This window comes from Variovorax sp. Soil_C_33 (assembly GCF_057656935.1).
Map to the genome: position 1 here is coordinate 181,998 of NZ_JBDGJK010000001.1, position 17,957 is coordinate 199,954.

Sequence of the window (17,957 nt, forward strand, 5' to 3'; positions counted from 1 at the left end):
TTAGGCCGGTTTGAGTAGTTGCAAGAGCTCCATGGGCGATGCGATGGCGGCATCGGCCTGCCACAGCGTCACATCCGCCTCCGCACCCATGTAGCCATAGGCGGCGGCCACCGTTCCCATGCCCGCGGCCCGGCCGGCCATGATGTCCCGGTGGTCGTCGCCCACATAAATGCAACGAGCGGGCGGCACACCCAGCTGTCGCGCTGCCTCGAACAGGGGCTCGGGATGGGGTTTGGCATATGGCGTCGTGTCGCCGCTGATGATTGCGCGCGCCGTGCCGAACAACGGCATCGCGCGCGTCAGCGGACCGGTGAAGCGAACCGATTTGTTGGTGACCACGCCCCACCGCAGCCCGCGCGCGCAAAGCGCTTCGATCAGTTCGGCCACGCCTTCGAAGACCTGCGTGTTGCGCAGCATCCGGGTCTCGTAGTTGACGAAGAACTCCTCGCGCAGCGGCGCGAACTCCGGCGCATCGGGTGTGATGCCGAAGGCCACGCCCAGCATCCCGCGCGCGCCGGCGCCGGCCATGGGGCGATAGCGCTCCAGGGGGAGCGAGGCCAAGCCCCGATCCGTGCGCATCTGGTCGGCCGCCGCGCCCAGATCCGGAGCGCTGTCGATCAGTGTGCCGTCCAGGTCGAACAGGACGGCCTGTGTCGCATCGGCCGCCATCATGGCTGGGGCACCGATGGTTTGCGGGTTGCAAACATGTAGTTGACGCTGGTGTCGTCGCTGAGCCAGTAGCGCCGCGTCACCGGGTTGTGCTCCAGGCCGCGCGTGTGGCGCAAATCAAGGTTCGCGGCACGGCAATGCGCAGCCAGCTCGCTCGGCCGGATCAGCTTCTGGTACTCGTGCGTGCCCCGGGGCAGCATGCCCAGCACGTATTCGGCGCCGACGATCGCGAACAGGAAGGACTTCAGGTTCCGATGAATGGTCGAGAAGAACACCCATCCGCCGGGCTTGACAAGCTGGGCGCAGGCCTTCACGACGGAGGCGGGCTGAGGCACGTGCTCGAGCATTTCCATGCAGGTGACGACGTCGAAGCTCTCGGGCTGCTCGGCGGCCAGCGCTTCGACACTGATTTCGCGGTACTTCACGCCACGCGTCGATGCTTCGAGCGCGTGCAGCTGGGCGACCTTGAGAGCCTTGTCGGCCAGATCGATGCCCAGAACGTCGGCGCCTCGCCGCGCCATCGAGTCGGCCAGAATCCCACCGCCGCAACCGACGTCGAGCACCTTGCATCCTGCAATCGGTGCAATGCTTTCGATCCACTCCAGGCGGAGCGGATTAATTTCGTGCAACGGTCGGAATTCGCTTTCCAGATCCCACCAGCGGTGCGCGAGTTCGGAAAATTTGGCGAGTTCTGCCGGATCGGCATTCACGGTATCGGTCATATGCGGATTATGAAACGACGCGAATTGCCGGAACCGGTTGCCAGCAATGCGCAGCGTGAATCGCAATGCGATCGGTCATAAAAAAACCCCGCCGGAGCGGGGTTTGTTTTGGAGATTCTTGCGAATCAACGGTTGGCGCGGGTACCGACCACTTCGATTTCCACGCGGCGGTTCTTGGCGCGACCTTCCTTGGTCTTGTTGTCGGCGACCGGTTGCTTCTCGCCCTTGCCTTCGGTGTAGACGCGGTTGCGTTCGATGCCCTTCGAGACCAGGTAGGCCTTGACGGCTTCAGCGCGGCGAACCGACAGGCGCTGGTTGTAGGCATCGGAGCCGATCGAGTCGGTGTGGCCGACGGCGATGATCACTTCGAGGTTCACGTCACGAATCTTCGAAACCAGGTCGTCCAGCTTGGCGCGGCCTTCAGGCTTGAGGACCGACTTGTCGAAGTCGAAGAACGCGTCAGCGGCGAAGGTGACCTTCGAAGCGGCGACGGCCGGAGCAGCAGGTGCGACAGGTGCCGGAGCAGCCGGGGTCACAGCAGCGGGAGGCGCAGCAGGAACCAGCGCGCCGTCGCAACCAGCGGCAGCCGTGGCGGGCGTCCAGTTGGCATTGCGCCAGCACAGTTCGTTGGTGCCGTTTTTCCAGACCAGTTCGCCGGTGCCGTTTTGCCAGTTGTCGATCACGGGACCACCGTTCGCGGCGGTGACGCGGGTCTGCGCGCCGGCGGCAGTGGCGAGCGCAGCGACTGCAAACATCATCGCCACTTTATTCAGTTTCTTCATGGTTCTCCTCTTGGGGAAAAAGCCGCAGCCGCGCTGCGAATCAAGGACGCTTTAAGTGACCACCACCCAAAACGTTGAGGCGATTGTGCCATAGGGTCTTTGGCAAACCGCCCGCGAGGCGCCCCTGAAACGTAGGACGGAGGCGGAATACCGGCCTTGTGTTGCGGCGGTGCGACACCGTCCGCGGCGTAAAATTCGGCCCCTTGCCGTCAGCCTGCTGCCCATGACCTCGTTCGCCAAAGAAACACTACCCATCAGCCTCGAAGAGGAAATGCGCCGCAGCTATCTTGATTACGCGATGAGCGTGATCGTGGGGCGCGCCCTTCCCGACGCGAGGGACGGCCTCAAACCGGTGCACCGGCGCGTGCTGTACGCGATGCACGAGCTCAACAACGACTGGAACCGACCGTACAAGAAGTCGGCCCGCATCGTCGGCGACGTGATCGGCAAGTACCACCCGCACGGCGACCAGTCGGTCTACGACACCATCGTGCGGCTGGCGCAGGACTTCTCGATGCGCCACATGCTGGTCGACGGCCAAGGCAATTTCGGATCGGTCGATGGCGACAACGCGGCCGCGATGCGCTACACCGAAATCCGGCTCGCGAAGATCGCGCATGAAATGCTGGCGGATATCGACAAGGAAACCGTCGATTTCGGCCCGAATTACGACGGCTCCGAAAAAGAGCCTTTGGTATTACCCAGCAAGCTGCCGAATCTGCTGGTCAATGGCTCGGGCGGCATTGCGGTCGGCATGGCGACCAACATCCCGCCGCACAACCTGAACGAGGTGGTCGACGGCTGCCTGCACCTGCTGCGCCTCCCGGACGCCAGCATCGACGATCTGATGGAGATCATCCCGGCACCCGACTTCCCCACCGCCGGGATCATCTACGGCATCAACGGCATCAAGGACGGCTATCGCACCGGCCGCGGCAAGGTCGTGATGCGGGCGAAGTGCCACTTCGAGGACATCGACCGCGGCCAGCGGCAGGCGATCATCGTCGACGAGCTGCCCTACCAGGTCAACAAGAAGACGCTGCAGGAGCGCATGGCCGAGCTGGTGCACGAGAAGAAGATCGAAGGCATCAGCCACATCCAGGACGAGTCCGACAAGTCGGGCATGCGGCTGGTGATCGAGCTCAAGCGCGGCGAAGTGCCCGAAGTGGTGCTCAACAATCTCTACAAGCAGACCCAGCTGCAGGACACCTTCGGCATCAACATGGTGGCGCTGGTGGACGGCCAGCCGAAGTTGTGCAACCTCAAGGACCTGATCCAGGTTTTCCTGCAGCACCGCCGCGAAGTCGTGACGCGCCGCACGGTGTTCACTCTGCGCAAGGCGCGCGAACGCGGCCACGTGCTCGAGGGCCTGGCGGTCGCTCTCGCCAACATCGACGAGTTCATCGCCATCATCCGCAACGCGCCGACGCCGCCGGTCGCCAAGGCCGAGCTGATGAATCGCCGCTGGGACAGCAAGCTGGTGCGCGAGATGCTCACCCGCACACGCGCGGATGGCGGCGTCATCAACGCCGACGACTACCGCCCCGACGGACTGGAGATCGAATACGGCATGGGCACGGACGGCCTCTACCGCCTCTCGGACACGCAGGCCCAGGAAATCCTGCAGATGCGCCTGCAGCGCCTGACCGGCCTGGAGCAGGACAAGATCGTCGCCGAATACAAGGAAGTCATGGCCGAGATCGACGATCTGCTGGACATCCTGGCCAAGCCCGAGCGCGTGTCAACCATCATCGGCGACGAGCTCGCGACCCTCAAGCAGGAGTTCGGCCAGACCAAGCTCGGCGTGCGCCGCAGCCAAGTCGAGCACAGCGCCTTCGATCTTTCGACGGAAGACCTGATCACGCCAACCGACATGGTCGTGACCCTCTCGCACAGCGGCTACATCAAGAGCCAGCCGCTGGGCGAGTACCGGGCCCAGAAACGCGGCGGACGCGGCAAGCAGGCCACGGCGACCAAGGAAGACGACTGGATCGACCAGCTCTTCATCGCCAATACGCACGACTACATCCTGTGCTTCTCCAACCGCGGCCGGCTGTACTGGCTCAAGGTGTGGGAGGTGCCTGCCGGATCGCGCGGCTCGCGCGGACGCCCGATCGTCAACATGTTCCCTCTGCAGGAAGGCGAGAAGATCAACGTCGTGCTGCCTCTCACGGGCGAGAAGCGCACCTTCCCGGCCAACCAATACGTGTTCATGGCGACCTCGATGGGCACGGTCAAGAAGACTGCGCTCGACGAATTCAGCAACCCGCGCAAGGCCGGCATCATCGCGGTGGATCTCGATCCGGGCGACTACCTGATCGGCGCCGCGCTGACCGACGGCGCGCACGACGTGATGCTGTTCTCCGACGGCGGCAAGGCCGTGCGCTTCGACGAGAACGATGTGCGTCCGATGGGCCGCAACGCACGCGGCGTGCGCGGCATGACGCTCGAGGATGGCCAGGGGGTGATCGCCATGCTGGTCGCGGAGGACGAGGAGCAGAGCGTCCTGACCGCGACAGAAAATGGTTACGGAAAACGCACAAGCATTACCGAGTACACGCGTCATGGCCGCGGAACCAAGGGCATGATCGCGATTCAACAAAGTGAGCGCAACGGCAAGGTCGTGGCCGCGACTCTCGTGCATGCCGACGACGAGATCATGCTCATCACCGACAAGGGCGTGCTCGTACGCACCCGTGTCTCCGAAATCCGCGAACTCGGACGCGCGACGCAAGGCGTCACGCTGATCGGGCTCGACGAAGGCGCCAAGCTCAGCGGGCTGCAGCGCATCGTCGAGAACGACGCGAACGTGGAGAACGAGACCGACGCCGACGACACTTCCTCATCATCTTCAACGGAGAACCCTCAGTGAAAAAACTCAAACTCGCGCTCTTGACGGTCGCGCTCGCCGGCAGCTCGATGGCCATGGCCCAGGACAAGGCTGCGATGGTCAAGCAGTTCATCGATCTGCAGCGCCCCGGCATCGAAGCGCTGGCGCGCGGACTGGTCGAGCAGTCCAGCGCCCCCATAGCGCAGGCGGGCTCGCAGTACTTGCAGACGCAAGTGCCGGCCGAGAAGCGCGAAGCCGCCGCGAAGGCCGCCGACGCCGAGCTCAAGAAGTACTTCGACGAGGCCTACCCCATCGTGCGCGACAAGGCGGTGGCGCTGGCGCCGGACGCCCTGGGCCCGCTCCTGCGCGACAACTTCAGCGACGAAGAGCTGCGCCAATTGCTGGCCTGGATCAACTCGCCCCTGAGCAAGAAGTACCAGGAACTCAATCCGAAGATGCAGACCGCACTCACGGAGAAGCTGGTGGCCGAGACCCGCGCGAGCATCGAACCGAAGATGCGTACGCTCGACACTAACGTTGCCAAAGCACTGGGTGCCCCGACCGGCAACGGCGCAGCACCGGCCAAGCCAGCGCCCAAGGCGCCCGTGAAGAAGTGACGCAGGGTCCGCGCCCGTACAACTTCTCCGCCGGTCCGGCCGCGATGCCGGAGGCGGTGCTGCAACGCGCCGCCGTCGAAATGCTGGACTGGCAAGGCAGCGGCATGAGCGTGATGGAGATGAGCCATCGCGGCAAGGAGTTCGGCGCGATCTGCACGCAGGCCGAAGCCGACATCCGGGCGCTGCTCGCCGTACCTGCGCACTTCCACATCCTCTTCATGCAGGGCGGCGGTCTGGGCGAGAACGCGATCGTGCCGATGAACCTGTCGCGCGGCGCCAGCGCCGACTTCGTGGTCACCGGCAGCTGGAGCGCCAAGTCGCAGAAGGAAGCGCAGCGCTACTGCAAGGCGAACATCGCCGCGTCCAATGCCGACAGCCAGCACACGCGGCTGCCCGACCCCGCGAGCTGGCAGCTCGCGCGCGACGCGTCGTACGTGCACATCTGTTCCAACGAGACGATCCACGGCATCGAATTCCAGGAGCTGCCCGATCTCGCCGCACTGGGCAGCGACGCGCCGCTCGTCATCGATTTCTCTTCGCATGTCGCCTCGCGGCCGGTCGATTGGCGCCGCGTGGGCCTCGCCTTCGGCGGCGCCCAGAAGAACCTCGGCCCGGCCGGCCTCACGATCGTGATCGTGCGCGACGACTTGCTGGGACGCGCGCTCGACATCTGCCCCACCGCCTTCAATTACAAGACGGTGGCGGAGAACAAGTCGATGTACAACACGCCTCCGACCTGGGGCATCTACGTCGCCGGGCTGACCTTCCAGTGGCTGCTGCAACAGACCGAGGGCGCGCTCCGCGGCGTCGAGGCGATGGAGCAACGCAACATCGCGAAGGCGCAGCTCCTGTACGGCTTCATCGACGCTTCCGCCTTCTACGAGAACAAGGTCGCCGCCAACTGCCGCTCGCGCATGAACGTGCCCTTCTTTCTGAAGGACGAGAGCCGCAACGAGGCCTTCCTCGCCGGCGCGCGCGAAGCGGGCCTCCTGCAGCTGAAGGGGCACAAGTCCGTCGGCGGCATGCGGGCCAGTATCTACAACGCGATGCCGTTGGCCGGCGTGCAGGCGCTCGTGAGCTACATGCGAGAATTCGAGCGGTCGCATGCCTAGACGCATGTGTGCCTGACCGATGACCGCACCCACCCCACCACAGCCTCCCGCCTCCGACAACTCTGCCAGCCTCGCCGATCTGCGCGTGCAGATCGATTCGCTCGACCAGCAACTGCTCGATCTGCTGAACCGCCGCGCGCACGTCGCCGAACTAGTCGGCGAGGTCAAGAAGCGCGAGGGCACGCCCTATTTCCGGCCCGATCGCGTCGCGCAGGTGATCGAGAAGATGCAGCAAAGCAACGGCGGGCCCCTCAAGGCGCTGCACGTGGCGGCCATCTGGCGCGAGATCATGTCGGCCTGCCTGGCTCTCGAATCGCCGCAGCGCGTCGCCGTGCTCGGCCCCGAAGGCACCTTCTGCGAACAGGCCGCGATCGAATACTTCGGCGGCGCGGCCGACCTGATCTATTGCGCATCCTTCGACGAGGTCTTCCACGCCACGGCCGCCGGCAGCGCGCAGTACGGGGTGGTCGGCGTCGAGAACTCCACCGAAGGCGTGGTCACGCGCTCGCTCGACCTGTTCCTGCACTCGCCCACCCACGTGGTCGGCGAAGTCAGCCTGCTGGTGCGCCATCACCTGCTGCGCACGCGCAACGAGCTCGAAGGCATCGAAGCGGTGCTGGCGCATCCGCAGGCGCTCGCACAGTGCCAGACCTGGCTCTCCAAGCATCTGCCCAATGCCGAGCGGCGCGCGGTTTCCAGCAACGCCGAAGGCGCGCGGCTCGCGGCCGGCAATCCGGGCTGGGCCGGCCTCGCAAGCGAGCGGGCCGCGACCCGTTTCGGGCTGCACATCGTCGCCCACGCGATCCAGGACGACTCGTACAACCGCACGCGCTTCGCCGTCATCTGCCTGCCGCAGACCCTGGCCATGCCGCCGGCCTCGGGCAAGGACTGCACCAGCCTGGTGGTTTCCGTGCCCAACCGGCCCGGCGCGGTGCACGACCTGCTGGTGCCGCTCAAGACCAACAACGTCTCGATGACGCGCTTCGAGTCGCGGCCGGCACGCACCGGCCAGTGGGAGTACTACTTCTACATCGACCTCGACGGCCATCCGTCGCAGCCCAATGTCGCCGCCGCCCTCGCCGAACTGCGCAAGCTTTGCGCGTTCTACAAAGTCATCGGCGCCTACCCCGTCACCGCCTGAGGCCGCCCATGTTTGAACAGCTCGGCTTGATCGGCTGCGGCCTGATGGGCGGCTCCTTCGCGCTCGCGCTCAAGCGCGCGCGGCTGGTCAAGCGCGTGGTCGGCTACAGCAAGTCGCCGTCGACTACGGAACGCGCGCGCCAGCTGGGCGTGATCGACGTGGCCGCGCCGTCGGCCCTGCTCGCTGTGTCGGGTGCCGACCTGGTGCTGATCGCAGTGCCGGTCGGGGCATCGGAAGCCACATTCAAGGCGATCCGCCACGGCATCACGGAACAGATGCTGGTGATGGACGTGGGCTCGACCAAGGGCGACGTGATCGAGGCCGCGCGGCGCGGCCTGCAGGACCAGCTCGGTGCCTTCGTCCCCGCACACCCGATCGCCGGCAAGGAAGTCGCCGGCGTCGAGCATGCAGACGCCAACCTGTACACCGGGCGCCAGGTCGTGCTCACGCCGATCAAGGCCACGCGGCGCTCCAACGTGCAGCGCGCCACCCAGGTCTGGACAGGGGTGGGCGCCAAGGTCGTGACGATGACGGCCGAGGCGCACGACAGCGCCTTCGCGGCCGTCAGCCACCTGCCGCACCTGCTCGCCTTCGCGTTCACGAATGCGATCGCCGCCCAGCCGGACGGCCAACGTTTCCTGGAGCTGGCCGGCCCGGGCTTTCGCGACTTCACGCGCATTGCGGCCGGCGATCCGGCCATGTGGCGCGACGTCCTGCTGGCCAATCGCGACCAGGTATTGCAGCATTCGCAGGCCTTTCGCGCGACACTGTCGCAACTCGAGGCCTTCATGAGCGCGGGCGATGCGCAGGGCCTGGAAGACGCGATCGCGGCAGCCAGCCGCGTTCGCAGCAGATGGCAGCCGGGCGCGGCCGCTTCGCCCGACTGATCATGTTCACAACACCTTTCCTCGACATCCCGCCGCTCGCCGCCGCCGGCGGTACCGTCAGGCTTCCCGGCTCCAAGAGCATCTCCAATCGCGTATTGCTGCTGGCAGCGCTCGCCGCCGGCACGACCACGGTGCACGATCTGCTGGATTCGGACGACACCCGGGTGATGCTCGATGCGCTCGCCGCGCTCGGCTGCCGCATCGAGCGCGCCGGCGGTGCACTGCGCATCGACGGCATCGACGGCAAGCTGCAAACCCCAAGCGCATCGCTGTTCCTCGGCAACGCCGGTACCGCGATGCGTCCGCTGACAGCAGCACTCGCCTTGCTCGGCGGCGATTTCGAACTGCGCGGGGTACCGCGCATGCACGAACGTCCCATCGGCGACCTGGTCGACGCGCTGGTCCAGCTCGGTTGCCGCATCGACTACACCGGCAACCCCGGCTATCCCCCGCTGCGCCTTCATCCGGCGTCCCTCGATACCCTGCAACTCGAAACGCCGATCCGCGTGCGCGGCGACGTCTCCAGCCAGTTCCTGACCGCACTCTTGCTCGCCCTGCCGCTGGCCGCTGAACAGCGCGACATCGCCATCGAAGTGGTCGGCGAACTGATCTCCAAGCCCTACATCGAGATCACGCTCAACCTGCTGGCGCGCTTCGGCATCGAGGTCCGGCGCGACGGCTGGCAGCGCTTCACGATTCCCGCGGGCAGCCGCTACCGTTCGCCCGGCGACATCCACGTCGAGGCCGATGCATCCTCGGCCAGCTATTTCATCGCGCTCGGTGCGATCGCGAGCGGCGCCGGCATCCGCATCGAAGGCGTCGGCGCCGGCTCCATCCAGGGCGACATCCGCTTCGTCGAAGCCACCAGCCAGATGGGCGCCCACATCGACAGCGGCCCCAACTGGCTCGAAGTCTCGCGCGGCGCCTGGCCGCTCAAGGCCATCGACCTCGACGCCAACCATATTCCCGACGCGGCGATGACGCTCGCGGTGATGGCGCTCTACGCCGACGGCCCCTGCACTCTGCGCAACATCGCAAGCTGGCGCGTGAAGGAAACCGACCGCATCGACGCCATGGCCAACGAGCTGCGCAAGCTGGGCGCCACCGTCGAGGACGGCCCCGACTTCATCCGCGTGCATCCGCCGGCGGCGGCCGGCTGGCACGCAGCCGGCATCCGAACCTACGACGACCATCGCGTGGCGATGTGTTTCTCCCTCGCCGCCTTCAACCCGGCCCGGTTGCCGGTGCGCATCCTCGAGCCGCACTGCGTCGCCAAGACCTTCCCCGACTATTTCGAAACCCTGTTCTCGGTGGCCGAGTCCGCCGAGGTGCCGGTGATCTGCGTCGACGGCCCCACCGCCTCCGGCAAGGGCACGCTGGCCCTCGAGCTGGCGCACCGGCTCGGCTACCACTACCTCGACTCGGGCTCGCTCTACCGCGTGACCGGCCTGGCGATGCGCCGCGCCGGCTTCAGCGCCGACGCCGCGCACGAAGCGCAGATCGCCACGCTCGCCCGCACCCTGCCCCTTCACTTCAGCGAAGGCAAGATCCTGCTGGCCGGTGAAGACGTGAGCGACGCCATCCGCACCGAAGCCGCCGGCATGGACGCCTCCCGCGTGTCGGCCCTGCCGGCCGTGCGCGATGCGCTCATGACGCTGCAGAAGAGCTTCCGGCGCCTGCCCGGCCTGGTGGCCGATGGCCGCGACATGGGCACCGTCGTTTTCCCCGACGCCCCGCTCAAGGTCTACCTGACCGCGAATGCCGCCCAACGCGCGGAACGTCGTCATAAGCAATTGATTTCAAAGGGTATTTCGACTACAATCGACAGCCTTCGCGCCGACCTGGAAGCGCGTGACCTCCGGGATTCGTCCCGCAGCGTCGCACCGCTGAAGCCGGCGCCTGATGCCCGTCTCCTGGACAACTCCCTTCTTTCGATCGAGCAATCGGTCGAACGGGTGCTGGACTGGTGGCAGGAAGTACAGCCTTTCAAGTCTTCTTGAAAAGCGTTTCGGTCCAGCAGGTCCCCGCCGCGCGACAGCGCACCGGCTTGCTGGTTGTTCAACCTCAACCGGGCCCCAAGCCCAACAACCGCCGTCTCCAGACCCGACGCAGCCGCCGCGATATTGCATTTGCGACTGCCAACCCTGCGTGACGGAAGGAAAACTCAATGTCTGAATCTTTTGCCGACCTGTTCGAAGAATCCCTGAAGCGTTCCGAAATGCGCACCGGCGAGGTCATCACCGCCGAAGTCGTGCGTGTCGAACACAACCACGTCGTGGTCAACGCAGGCCTCAAGTCCGAAGCCTACGTGCCGATCGAGGAGTTCAAGAACGACAAGGGCGAACTCGAAGTCCAGGCCGGCGATTTCGTTTCCGTTGCCATCGGCAGCGTTGAAAACGGCTACGGCGACACCATCCTCTCGCGCGACACCGCCAAGCGTCTGGCTTCGTGGCTCGCGCTCGAGAAGGCGCTCGAATCCGGCGACTTCGTCACCGGCACCACCAGCGGCAAGGTCAAGGGCGGTCTCACGGTCCTGGTCAATGGCATCCGTGCATTCCTGCCGGGCTCGCTGATCGACACGCGTCCCATCAAGGACCTGACTCCCTACGAGAACAAGACCCTCGAATTCAAGGTCATCAAGCTCGACCGCAAGCGCAACAACGTGGTGCTCTCGCGCCGCGCCGTGGTCGAAGCCAGCATGGGCGAAGAGCGCGCCAAGCTGATGGAAACCCTGAAGGAAGGCGCAGTCGTGCGCGGCGTCGTCAAGAACATCACCGAATACGGTGCGTTCGTCGACCTCGGCGGCATCGACGGTCTGCTGCACATCACCGACATGGCTTGGCGCCGTGTTCGCCACCCGAGCGAAGTGGTGCAGGCCGGCCAGGAAATCACCGCCAAGATCCTCAAGTTCGACACCGAGAAGAACCGTGTCTCGCTGGGTCTGAAGCAGATGGGCGACGACCCGTGGATGGGCGTCTCGCGCCGCTACCCGCAAGGCACGCGCCTGTTCGGCAAGGTCACCAACATCGCCGACTACGGCGCCTTCGTCGAGCTCGAGCCCGGCATCGAAGGCCTGGTGCACGTGTCCGAGATGGACTGGACCAACAAGAACATCGCCCCGAACAAGATCGTCTCGCTGGGCGACGAAGTCGAAGTCATGGTCCTCGAGATCGACGAAGACAAGCGCCGCATCAGCCTGGGCATGAAGCAGTGCAAGGCCAACCCGTGGCAGGAATTCGCGCAGAACACCAAGCGCGGCGACCGCGTCAAGGGCCCGATCAAGTCGATCACCGACTTCGGCGTGTTCGTCGGCCTGGCTGCCGGCATCGACGGCCTGGTTCACCTGTCCGACCTCTCGTGGAACGAGCCCGGCGAAACCGCCGTGCGCAACTACAAGAAGGGCCAGGAAGTCGAAGCAATCGTGCTGGCCGTGGACGTCGACCGCGAGCGCATCAGCCTCGGCATCAAGCAGCTCGACAGCGACCCGTTCACCACCTTCACCACGGTGAACGACAAGGGCCAGATCGTGACCGGCAAGGTCAAGACCGTGGACGCCCGCGGCGCCGAGATCGACCTCGGTGAGGACATCATCGGCTACCTGCGCGCCAGCGAAATCTCTCGCGATCGCGTGGAAGATGCACGCAACGTGCTCAAGGAAGGCGACGAAGTCACGGCCGTGGTGGTCAACGTGGATCGCAAGACCCGCAACATCCAGCTGTCGATCAAGCAGAAGGACATGGTCGACGAGCAAGGCGCGATGGCCAACCTGAGCCAGCAGTCGGCACGCGAGAACGCGGGCACGACCAGCCTGGGCGCCCTGCTGCGCGCCAAGCTCGACAACAACGAAAAGTAAAACAGCAAGTGCACGGTGAGGCTTTGCCTCACCGTGTTATCGCCTGTTATGACTCGTTCTGACCTTGTTGAGGAGCTCGCCGCGCGCTTCGCTCAACTGACGCACCGCGACGCCGAATACGCCGTCAAGACCATTCTTGATGCGATGAGCGACGCGCTGGTGCGCGGGCATCGCATCGAGATCCGTGGCTTCGGCAGCTTCACGGTGAACCGGCGCCCGCCCCGCATCGGCCGCAATCCGCGTTCGGGCGAGAGTGTGCAGATTCCCGAAAAACGGGTGCCGCACTTCAAGCCGGGCAAGGCGCTGCGCGAGGCGGTCGACGCCCGCACGGCCGAACTCGACGCGCAGAAGCGCGAAGCCTGAAGCATAGAATTCCCCCGCCAACGGGGACGCGCATGAAATATCTCCTGTGGCTGCTCAAGGCAGCCATTTTTTTTACCCTCTTCGCCTTCGCGCTGAACAACCAGCACGACGCCACCGTCTACTTCTTCTTCGGCACCCACTGGCGCGCCCCGCTGGTGCTGGTGGTGCTCGCGGCCTTCGCCGGCGGACTGGTGGTCGGCGCCCTCGGCATGCTGCCGGGCTGGTGGAAGCACCGCAGCGCCGCGGCCCAGCTGCCCGCGGTGCCGGCCGCGCCCGTCACGGCGGCCCCTGTACCGGCAGCCGCCACCGACCTCCCTGCCGTACGCCAACATGGACTTTGACTTCAGCTGGCTGCTGCTCGGCCTGCCCCTCGCCTTCGTCCTCGGCTGGCTGGCCTCGCGATTCGATCTCAGGCAGTTGCGCATTGAGAACCGGCAGGCGCCCAAGGCCTACTTTCGCGGTCTCAACTTCCTGCTCAACGAGCAGCAGGACCAGGCCATCGACGCCTTCATCGAAGCCGTTCAGAACGACCCCGACACCCAGGAACTGCACTTCGCGCTGGGCAACCTGTTCCGCCGCCGCGGCGAATACCAGCGTGCCGTGCGCGTGCACGAGCACTTGCTGGGCCGCGGCGATCTGAGCCGCGCCGACCGCGACCGCGCGCAGCATGCGCTGGCGCAGGACTTCCTGCGCGCCGGCCTGCTCGATCGCGCCGAAGCCGCGCTGCAGAAGCTCGAAGGCACGCGCTACGAGAACGAGGCCCGGCTGGCGCTGCTCGCCATCTACGAGCGCTCGCGCGAATGGGCGCAAGCCGCCGCGGTGGCGCATAAGCTCGACGAGACCGAGCAGGCCAGCTACGGCGTGCGCCGGGCCCACCACCTCTGCGAGCAGTCCGCCGAACAGGTGGCGGCCGGCGACCTGAACGCTGCGGCGCAGTTGCTCGAGCAGGCAGTAGCACTGGCGCCGCAGGCGCCGCGGCCGGCCATCGACACCGCGACGCTGCAACTGCGCAACGGCGACTCCGCCAAAGCCTTCGAAACGCTCACCGCGCTCAGCGAAAACGCGCCGCTGGCATTGCCTCTTTACGCGGCGATGCTGCAGCAGGCTGCGGCCGCCTCGCAGCGCGCGGGCGAGGCGCTGATCCTGCTGCAGCGCCGCTATGCAGAGTCGCCCTCGATCGACGTGCTCGAAGCGATCATGGCCCTGGGCGGCGCGCCGGTGCTGCCCGAGGACACGATGTCTAGTCCGCCAACGGCGCCGGAGCCGCGCGACGGATACATCGCACACCTGGCCCACCAGCCCTCTCTCGTGGCGGCGTCCCGCTGGCTGGCGGGCGAGCGCCTCACGCACGAGCAGTTCCATCCGCAGGTACAGCGCGCGCTCGATCAGGCCACGCGGCCGCTGCTGCGCTACCGTTGCGCCGCCTGCGGCTTCGAAGCCCATCAGCACTTCTGGCATTGCCCCGGCTGCCAGGCCTGGGACAGCTATCCGCCGCGGCGTGTCGAAGAGCTCTGAGCAAATCTGATCAATTCTGACTTCGTCGCGGAGGCGTCAACCACGGCGCAGAACCCGCCGTTGAAACCCGCGCCGCGCGTATGCCGCGTGCGGCGGGGTGCCACGACACCCACAACAATGTCAGGGGATCTCAAGATGCTGAAGAAGACTTGGCCATCGTGGCCATGCTCGTTGCGACCGTTTCGTGGGCAGCAGTCGATGTCAACAAGGCGACGGATGCGGAGCTCGATGCGCTCAGGGGCGTGGGCCCCGCGCTTTCCAAGCGCATCATCGAAGCACGCAAGCAAGGCGCGTTCAAGGACTGGCCGGATCTCATGAGCCGGGTCAAGGGCGTGAAGGGGAAGGCGGCCACCAAGCTGTCGGCCGAGGGCCTGACCGTCAACGGCCAGAGCTACAGCGCCGCGGCGCCCGCCGCCAGCGTCGCGAAGGCGGAACCGAAGAAGAAAGAAAAGGCCGACGCCAAGCCCTGACCGGCCAGGCAACGGATCTTGCCGCACCGAACCAAGCCGCCTCCGGGCGGCTTTTTTCATTTGCGCTGTTGCCCCCTTGCACCGCAAGCGGCAGGGGAAAGCCCCACGCGATGGCCCGATATTTGCACGTATGCTCCCCGTCGTCTTTTCACTTTCGTCCGTTCTGGAGAGCCCATGAATCACAAGTTCGGCATTGCCCTCGCTGGCCTGACCCTCGGCGCAGCGGCGTACGCGCAAACCAAGTGGGACCTGCCCACCGCCTATCCGGCCACCAACTACCACACCGAGAACATCACGCAGTTCGCGAAGGACGTCGACGCCGCCACGGGCGGCAAGCTCAAGATCAGCGTGCATGCGAACGCATCGCTGTTCAAGGCCCCCGAGATCAAGCGCGCCGTGCAAAGCGGCCAGGCCCAGGCCGGAGAGATCCTGCTGGCCAACTTCGCCAACGAGAACCCGATCTACGCGCTCGACGGCGTGCCTTTTCTTGCAACCACCTATCCCGAAGCGAAGAAACTCTACGAGGCTTCCAAGCCCGCCATGGAGAAGCTGCTGGCCGCGCAAGGCATCAAGGTGCTGTTCATGGTGCCGTGGGCGCCGCAGGGCATCTACGTGAAGAAGGAGATCGGCTCCGTGGCCGACCTGCGCGGCATCAAGTGGCGCGCCTACAGCCCGGCCACGGCCAAGATCGCCGAACTGATCGGCGCGCAGCCGGTGCAGATCCAGCAGGCTGAGCTCAGCGCGGCGATGGCCACGGGCGTGATCGAAAGCTACATGAGCTCCGGTTCGACCGGCTACGACACCAAGACCTACGAACACATCAAGAATTTCTACGACACGCAGGCCTGGATCCCGAAGAACGCGGTCCTGGTCAACGCCAAGGCCTTCGATGCGCTCGACCCCGCCACCAAGGCCGCAGTGACCAAGGTCGCGGCCGACGCCGAAGCGCGCGGCTGGAAGATCGCGCAGGAAAAGAACGACGAATACAAGCGCCTGCTGGCCGAGCGCGGCATGAAGATCCACAAGCCGTCGCCCAAGCTCGATGCCGACATGCGCCAGGTCGGCGGCATCATGCAGGCCGACTGGCTGAAGGCCACCGGCGCCGAGGGCCAGGCGATCGTCGACGCCTACAAGAAGAAGTAAACCGTGCGCCGATTCCTCGATCGTCTGTACGGCGGCGCAGGCGCGCTCGGCGCGTTCTGCGTATTCCTGATCTTCGTGCTGATGGTCGTGGCCGGCGTCGGCCGCCAGATGAACTGGCATGTGAGCGGGCTCAACGATGCGGTGTCCTGGCTCTGCGCCGCGGCCTCCTTCTTCGCGATGGCCCATGCCTTCCGCCACGGCGACTTCGTGCGCGTGACCCTGCTGCTCGATGCCGTGCCGCCGAAAGTCCGGCGCGTGCTCGACGTCATGTGCCTGCTGATTGCCGCGGCCTCGGTGGCCTATCTCACGTACTGGGCCACCAGCTTCACCTGGGAGAGCTACGAGTTCGCCGAGATGGCGACCGGCCTCCTGGTCATCCCGATCTGGATTCCGCAATCGACCTTCGTGCTCGGCTGCTGGCTGCTGCTCGTCGCGATGGTCGACGAACTGGTCGGCGTGGTGCGCGGCGAGAAGCCGAGCTACCAGCGCGCGGTGGAAGAACGGCACGCGGCCGGCGACTTCTCCTCGGATATCTAGATGCTCGATACCCTCCTCATGGGCGCGCTGCTGCTCGCCATCATGCTGCTGCTGCTGGCCGGCGGCGTCTGGATCGCGATGACGCTGGCCATCGTCGGCTGGGTCGGCCAGGCCTTCTTCACCAACACGCTGCCCGGCAAGAACCTGTTCTCGGCCTTCTGGGAAAGCAATGCCAGCTGGGAGCTGGCGGCCCTGCCCCTCTTCATCTGGATGGGCGAGATCCTGTTCCGCACCAAGCTCAGCGAAGAGATGTTCGAAGGCCTGCGCCCATGGCTCAACCGTGTGCCGGGCCGGCTGATGCACACCACCATCCTCGGCTGCGGCGTGTTCGGTTCGGTCTCGGGCTCTTCGGCCGCGACCTGCGCGACCATCGCCAAGGTCGCGCTGCCCGAACTCAAGCGCCGCGGCTACAACGAGAAGCTGGCCATCGGCTCGCTCGCGACCGCCGGCACGCTGGGCATCCTGATCCCGCCCTCGATCACCATGGTGGTCTATGCGGTAGCGGCCGACGCCTCGATCATCCGCATCTTCCTGGCCGGCTTCCTGCCTGGCTTCCTGCTGATGCTGCTGTTCTCGGGCTACATCGGCTGGTGGAGCCTGCGCCACCCCGACCAAGTGCCGCCGGCCGATCCGCCGACCGGCTTCAGGGAAAAGATTCGCCTCTCGGGCAACCTGATCCCCTGCGGCCTCCTGATCGTCTTCATCGTCTGGGTGCTGGTCGCGGGCTGGGCCACGGCCACCGAATGCGCGGCCTTCGGCGTGCTGGGTTCGCTGGCCATCGCGGCGTGGGGCCGAAGCCTCACCTGGCAGAACTTCAAGGACGGGATCATGGGCGCCACGCGCACCAGTTGCATGATCATGTTCATCCTGGCCGGCGCGGCCTTCCTCACCAAGACCATGGCCTTCACCGGCATCCCGCGCGAGCTGGCCGAGTGGGTCGACAGCATGCACCTCTCGCCCTATGCACTGATCGGTGCGCTGGTGGTGGTGTACCTGGTGCTCGGCACCGCGCTCGACGGCATCAGCATGATCGTCCTCACGGCCGCGGTGGTGCTGCCGATGGTGCAGAAGGCCGGCTTCGACCTGGTGTGGTTCGGCATCTTCGTCGTGCTGCTGGTCGAGATCGCGGAGGTCACGCCGCCGGTGGGCTTCAACCTGTTCGTGCTGCAGAACATGACCGGCAAGGACAGCAACGTGATCGCCAAGGCCGCCATTCCCTTCTTCTTCTGCCTGGTGCTCTGCATCGCGCTGATCACGCTGTTCCCGGGCATCGTGACCGTGCTGCCCAATGCGGTGATGGGCGTGGAGAAGTAGGC

At 65.8% G+C, this 17,957-nt stretch carries 17 protein-coding genes; 14 read left to right on the forward strand and 3 right to left on the reverse strand.

Translation table 11 applies throughout. The features are described 5' to 3' along the window. From gph to ompA, 3 genes are all read right to left on the reverse strand, one after another. Positions 1–669: a phosphoglycolate phosphatase gene (gene gph / locus AC3A6B_RS00935; protein ID WP_487835231.1), complete on the reverse strand. Its 669-nt coding sequence runs from the start codon at positions 667–669 to the stop codon at positions 1–3. Beyond that, the gene (ubiG, locus tag AC3A6B_RS00940) at positions 669–1,391 is read right to left on the reverse strand and encodes a bifunctional 2-polyprenyl-6-hydroxyphenol methylase/3-demethylubiquinol 3-O-methyltransferase UbiG (protein WP_487834868.1); all 723 of its coding nucleotides are present in this window, start codon (positions 1,389–1,391) and stop codon (positions 669–671) included. Before ubiG ends, gph begins: the two co-directional genes overlap by 1 nt. Positions 1,392–1,516: 125 nt before the next feature. Then, positions 1,517–2,173: an outer membrane protein OmpA gene (gene ompA / locus AC3A6B_RS00945; RefSeq protein ID WP_487834869.1), complete on the reverse strand. Its 657-nt coding sequence runs from the start codon at positions 2,171–2,173 to the stop codon at positions 1,517–1,519. A 223-nt stretch (positions 2,174–2,396) separates the two neighbouring features. Between ompA and gyrA the strand changes: the two genes are divergently transcribed. The 14 genes from gyrA (at position 2,397) to AC3A6B_RS01015 (ending at position 17,955) form a co-directional block, all read left to right on the forward strand. Next, positions 2,397–5,045, forward strand: coding sequence for a DNA gyrase subunit A (gene gyrA / locus AC3A6B_RS00950; protein ID WP_487834870.1), 2,649 nt, complete (start codon positions 2,397–2,399; stop codon positions 5,043–5,045). After that, on the forward strand, positions 5,042–5,620 hold the full coding sequence (locus tag AC3A6B_RS00955) for a DUF2059 domain-containing protein (RefSeq protein ID WP_487834871.1): 579 nt from the start codon (positions 5,042–5,044) through the stop codon (positions 5,618–5,620). Before gyrA ends, AC3A6B_RS00955 begins: the two co-directional genes overlap by 4 nt. Further along, positions 5,617–6,732, forward strand: a complete 1,116-nt coding sequence (serC, locus tag AC3A6B_RS00960; protein ID WP_487834872.1) for a 3-phosphoserine/phosphohydroxythreonine transaminase — start codon at positions 5,617–5,619, stop codon at positions 6,730–6,732. The genes AC3A6B_RS00955 and serC overlap by 4 nt, the downstream gene beginning before the upstream one ends. Positions 6,733–6,751: 19 nt before the next feature. Then, positions 6,752–7,873 carry a prephenate dehydratase gene (pheA, locus tag AC3A6B_RS00965; RefSeq protein ID WP_487834873.1) on the forward strand — a complete coding sequence of 374 codons (1,122 nt, stop codon included), beginning with the start codon at positions 6,752–6,754 and terminating at the stop codon, positions 7,871–7,873. A gap of 8 nt (positions 7,874–7,881) precedes the next feature. After that, a complete protein-coding gene (locus tag AC3A6B_RS00970) occupies positions 7,882–8,760 on the forward strand; it encodes a prephenate dehydrogenase (protein WP_487834874.1) in 879 nt (292 codons plus the stop codon). 2 nt (positions 8,761–8,762) lie between these two features. After that, positions 8,763–10,760: a bifunctional 3-phosphoshikimate 1-carboxyvinyltransferase/cytidylate kinase gene (locus AC3A6B_RS00975; protein WP_487834875.1), complete on the forward strand. Its 1,998-nt coding sequence runs from the start codon at positions 8,763–8,765 to the stop codon at positions 10,758–10,760. Between the two features lie 167 nt (positions 10,761–10,927). Then, the gene (gene rpsA, locus AC3A6B_RS00980; protein ID WP_487834876.1) at positions 10,928–12,613 is read left to right on the forward strand and encodes a 30S ribosomal protein S1; all 1,686 of its coding nucleotides are present in this window, start codon (positions 10,928–10,930) and stop codon (positions 12,611–12,613) included. 48 nt (positions 12,614–12,661) lie between these two features. Further along, positions 12,662–12,976: an integration host factor subunit beta gene (locus tag AC3A6B_RS00985; protein ID WP_093103101.1), complete on the forward strand. Its 315-nt coding sequence runs from the start codon at positions 12,662–12,664 to the stop codon at positions 12,974–12,976. A 32-nt stretch (positions 12,977–13,008) separates the two neighbouring features. Continuing rightward, positions 13,009–13,317, forward strand: coding sequence for a LapA family protein (locus AC3A6B_RS00990; RefSeq protein ID WP_487834877.1), 309 nt, complete (start codon positions 13,009–13,011; stop codon positions 13,315–13,317). After that, positions 13,307–14,491 (forward strand): lipopolysaccharide assembly protein LapB, encoded by a 1,185-nt coding sequence (lapB, locus tag AC3A6B_RS00995; protein WP_487834878.1) that lies wholly within the window; start codon positions 13,307–13,309, stop codon positions 14,489–14,491. The genes AC3A6B_RS00990 and lapB overlap by 11 nt, the downstream gene beginning before the upstream one ends. 80 nt (positions 14,492–14,571) lie before the next feature. After that, a complete protein-coding gene (locus AC3A6B_RS01000; protein ID WP_487834879.1) occupies positions 14,572–14,961 on the forward strand; it encodes a ComEA family DNA-binding protein in 390 nt (129 codons plus the stop codon). Positions 14,962–15,135: 174 nt separating this feature from the next. Then, complete coding sequence (locus AC3A6B_RS01005) at positions 15,136–16,104, forward strand: TRAP transporter substrate-binding protein (protein ID WP_487834880.1); 969 nt, start codon at positions 15,136–15,138, stop codon at positions 16,102–16,104. 3 nt (positions 16,105–16,107) lie between these two features. Continuing rightward, complete coding sequence (locus tag AC3A6B_RS01010; protein ID WP_487834881.1) at positions 16,108–16,641, forward strand: TRAP transporter small permease; 534 nt, start codon at positions 16,108–16,110, stop codon at positions 16,639–16,641. Continuing rightward, complete coding sequence (locus tag AC3A6B_RS01015) at positions 16,642–17,955, forward strand: TRAP transporter large permease (protein WP_487834882.1); 1,314 nt, start codon at positions 16,642–16,644, stop codon at positions 17,953–17,955. It abuts the gene before it with no gap. The last annotated feature ends 2 nt before the right edge of the window (positions 17,956–17,957 follow it).

Coding starts and splice junctions, on each gene's coding strand:
- gyrA (WP_487834870.1), top strand. CDS start 2,397: ATGACCTCGTTCGCCAAAGAAACACTACCCATCAGCCTCGAAGAGGAA.
- AC3A6B_RS01015 (WP_487834882.1), top strand. CDS start 16,642: ATGCTCGATACCCTCCTCATGGGCGCGCTGCTGCTCGCCATCATGCTG.
- pheA (WP_487834873.1), top strand. CDS start 6,752: ATGACCGCACCCACCCCACCACAGCCTCCCGCCTCCGACAACTCTGCC.
- AC3A6B_RS00985 (WP_093103101.1), top strand. CDS start 12,662: ATGACTCGTTCTGACCTTGTTGAGGAGCTCGCCGCGCGCTTCGCTCAA.
- lapB (WP_487834878.1), top strand. CDS start 13,307: ATGGACTTTGACTTCAGCTGGCTGCTGCTCGGCCTGCCCCTCGCCTTC.
- rpsA (WP_487834876.1), top strand. CDS start 10,928: ATGTCTGAATCTTTTGCCGACCTGTTCGAAGAATCCCTGAAGCGTTCC.
- AC3A6B_RS00975 (WP_487834875.1), top strand. CDS start 8,763: ATGTTCACAACACCTTTCCTCGACATCCCGCCGCTCGCCGCCGCCGGC.
- AC3A6B_RS01005 (WP_487834880.1), top strand. CDS start 15,136: ATGAATCACAAGTTCGGCATTGCCCTCGCTGGCCTGACCCTCGGCGCA.
- AC3A6B_RS01000 (WP_487834879.1), top strand. CDS start 14,572: ATGCCGCGTGCGGCGGGGTGCCACGACACCCACAACAATGTCAGGGGA.
- ubiG (WP_487834868.1), bottom strand. CDS start 1,391: ATGACCGATACCGTGAATGCCGATCCGGCAGAACTCGCCAAATTTTCC.
- gph (WP_487835231.1), bottom strand. CDS start 669: ATGGCGGCCGATGCGACACAGGCCGTCCTGTTCGACCTGGACGGCACA.
- AC3A6B_RS00990 (WP_487834877.1), top strand. CDS start 13,009: ATGAAATATCTCCTGTGGCTGCTCAAGGCAGCCATTTTTTTTACCCTC.
- ompA (WP_487834869.1), bottom strand. CDS start 2,173: ATGAAGAAACTGAATAAAGTGGCGATGATGTTTGCAGTCGCTGCGCTC.
- AC3A6B_RS00970 (WP_487834874.1), top strand. CDS start 7,882: ATGTTTGAACAGCTCGGCTTGATCGGCTGCGGCCTGATGGGCGGCTCC.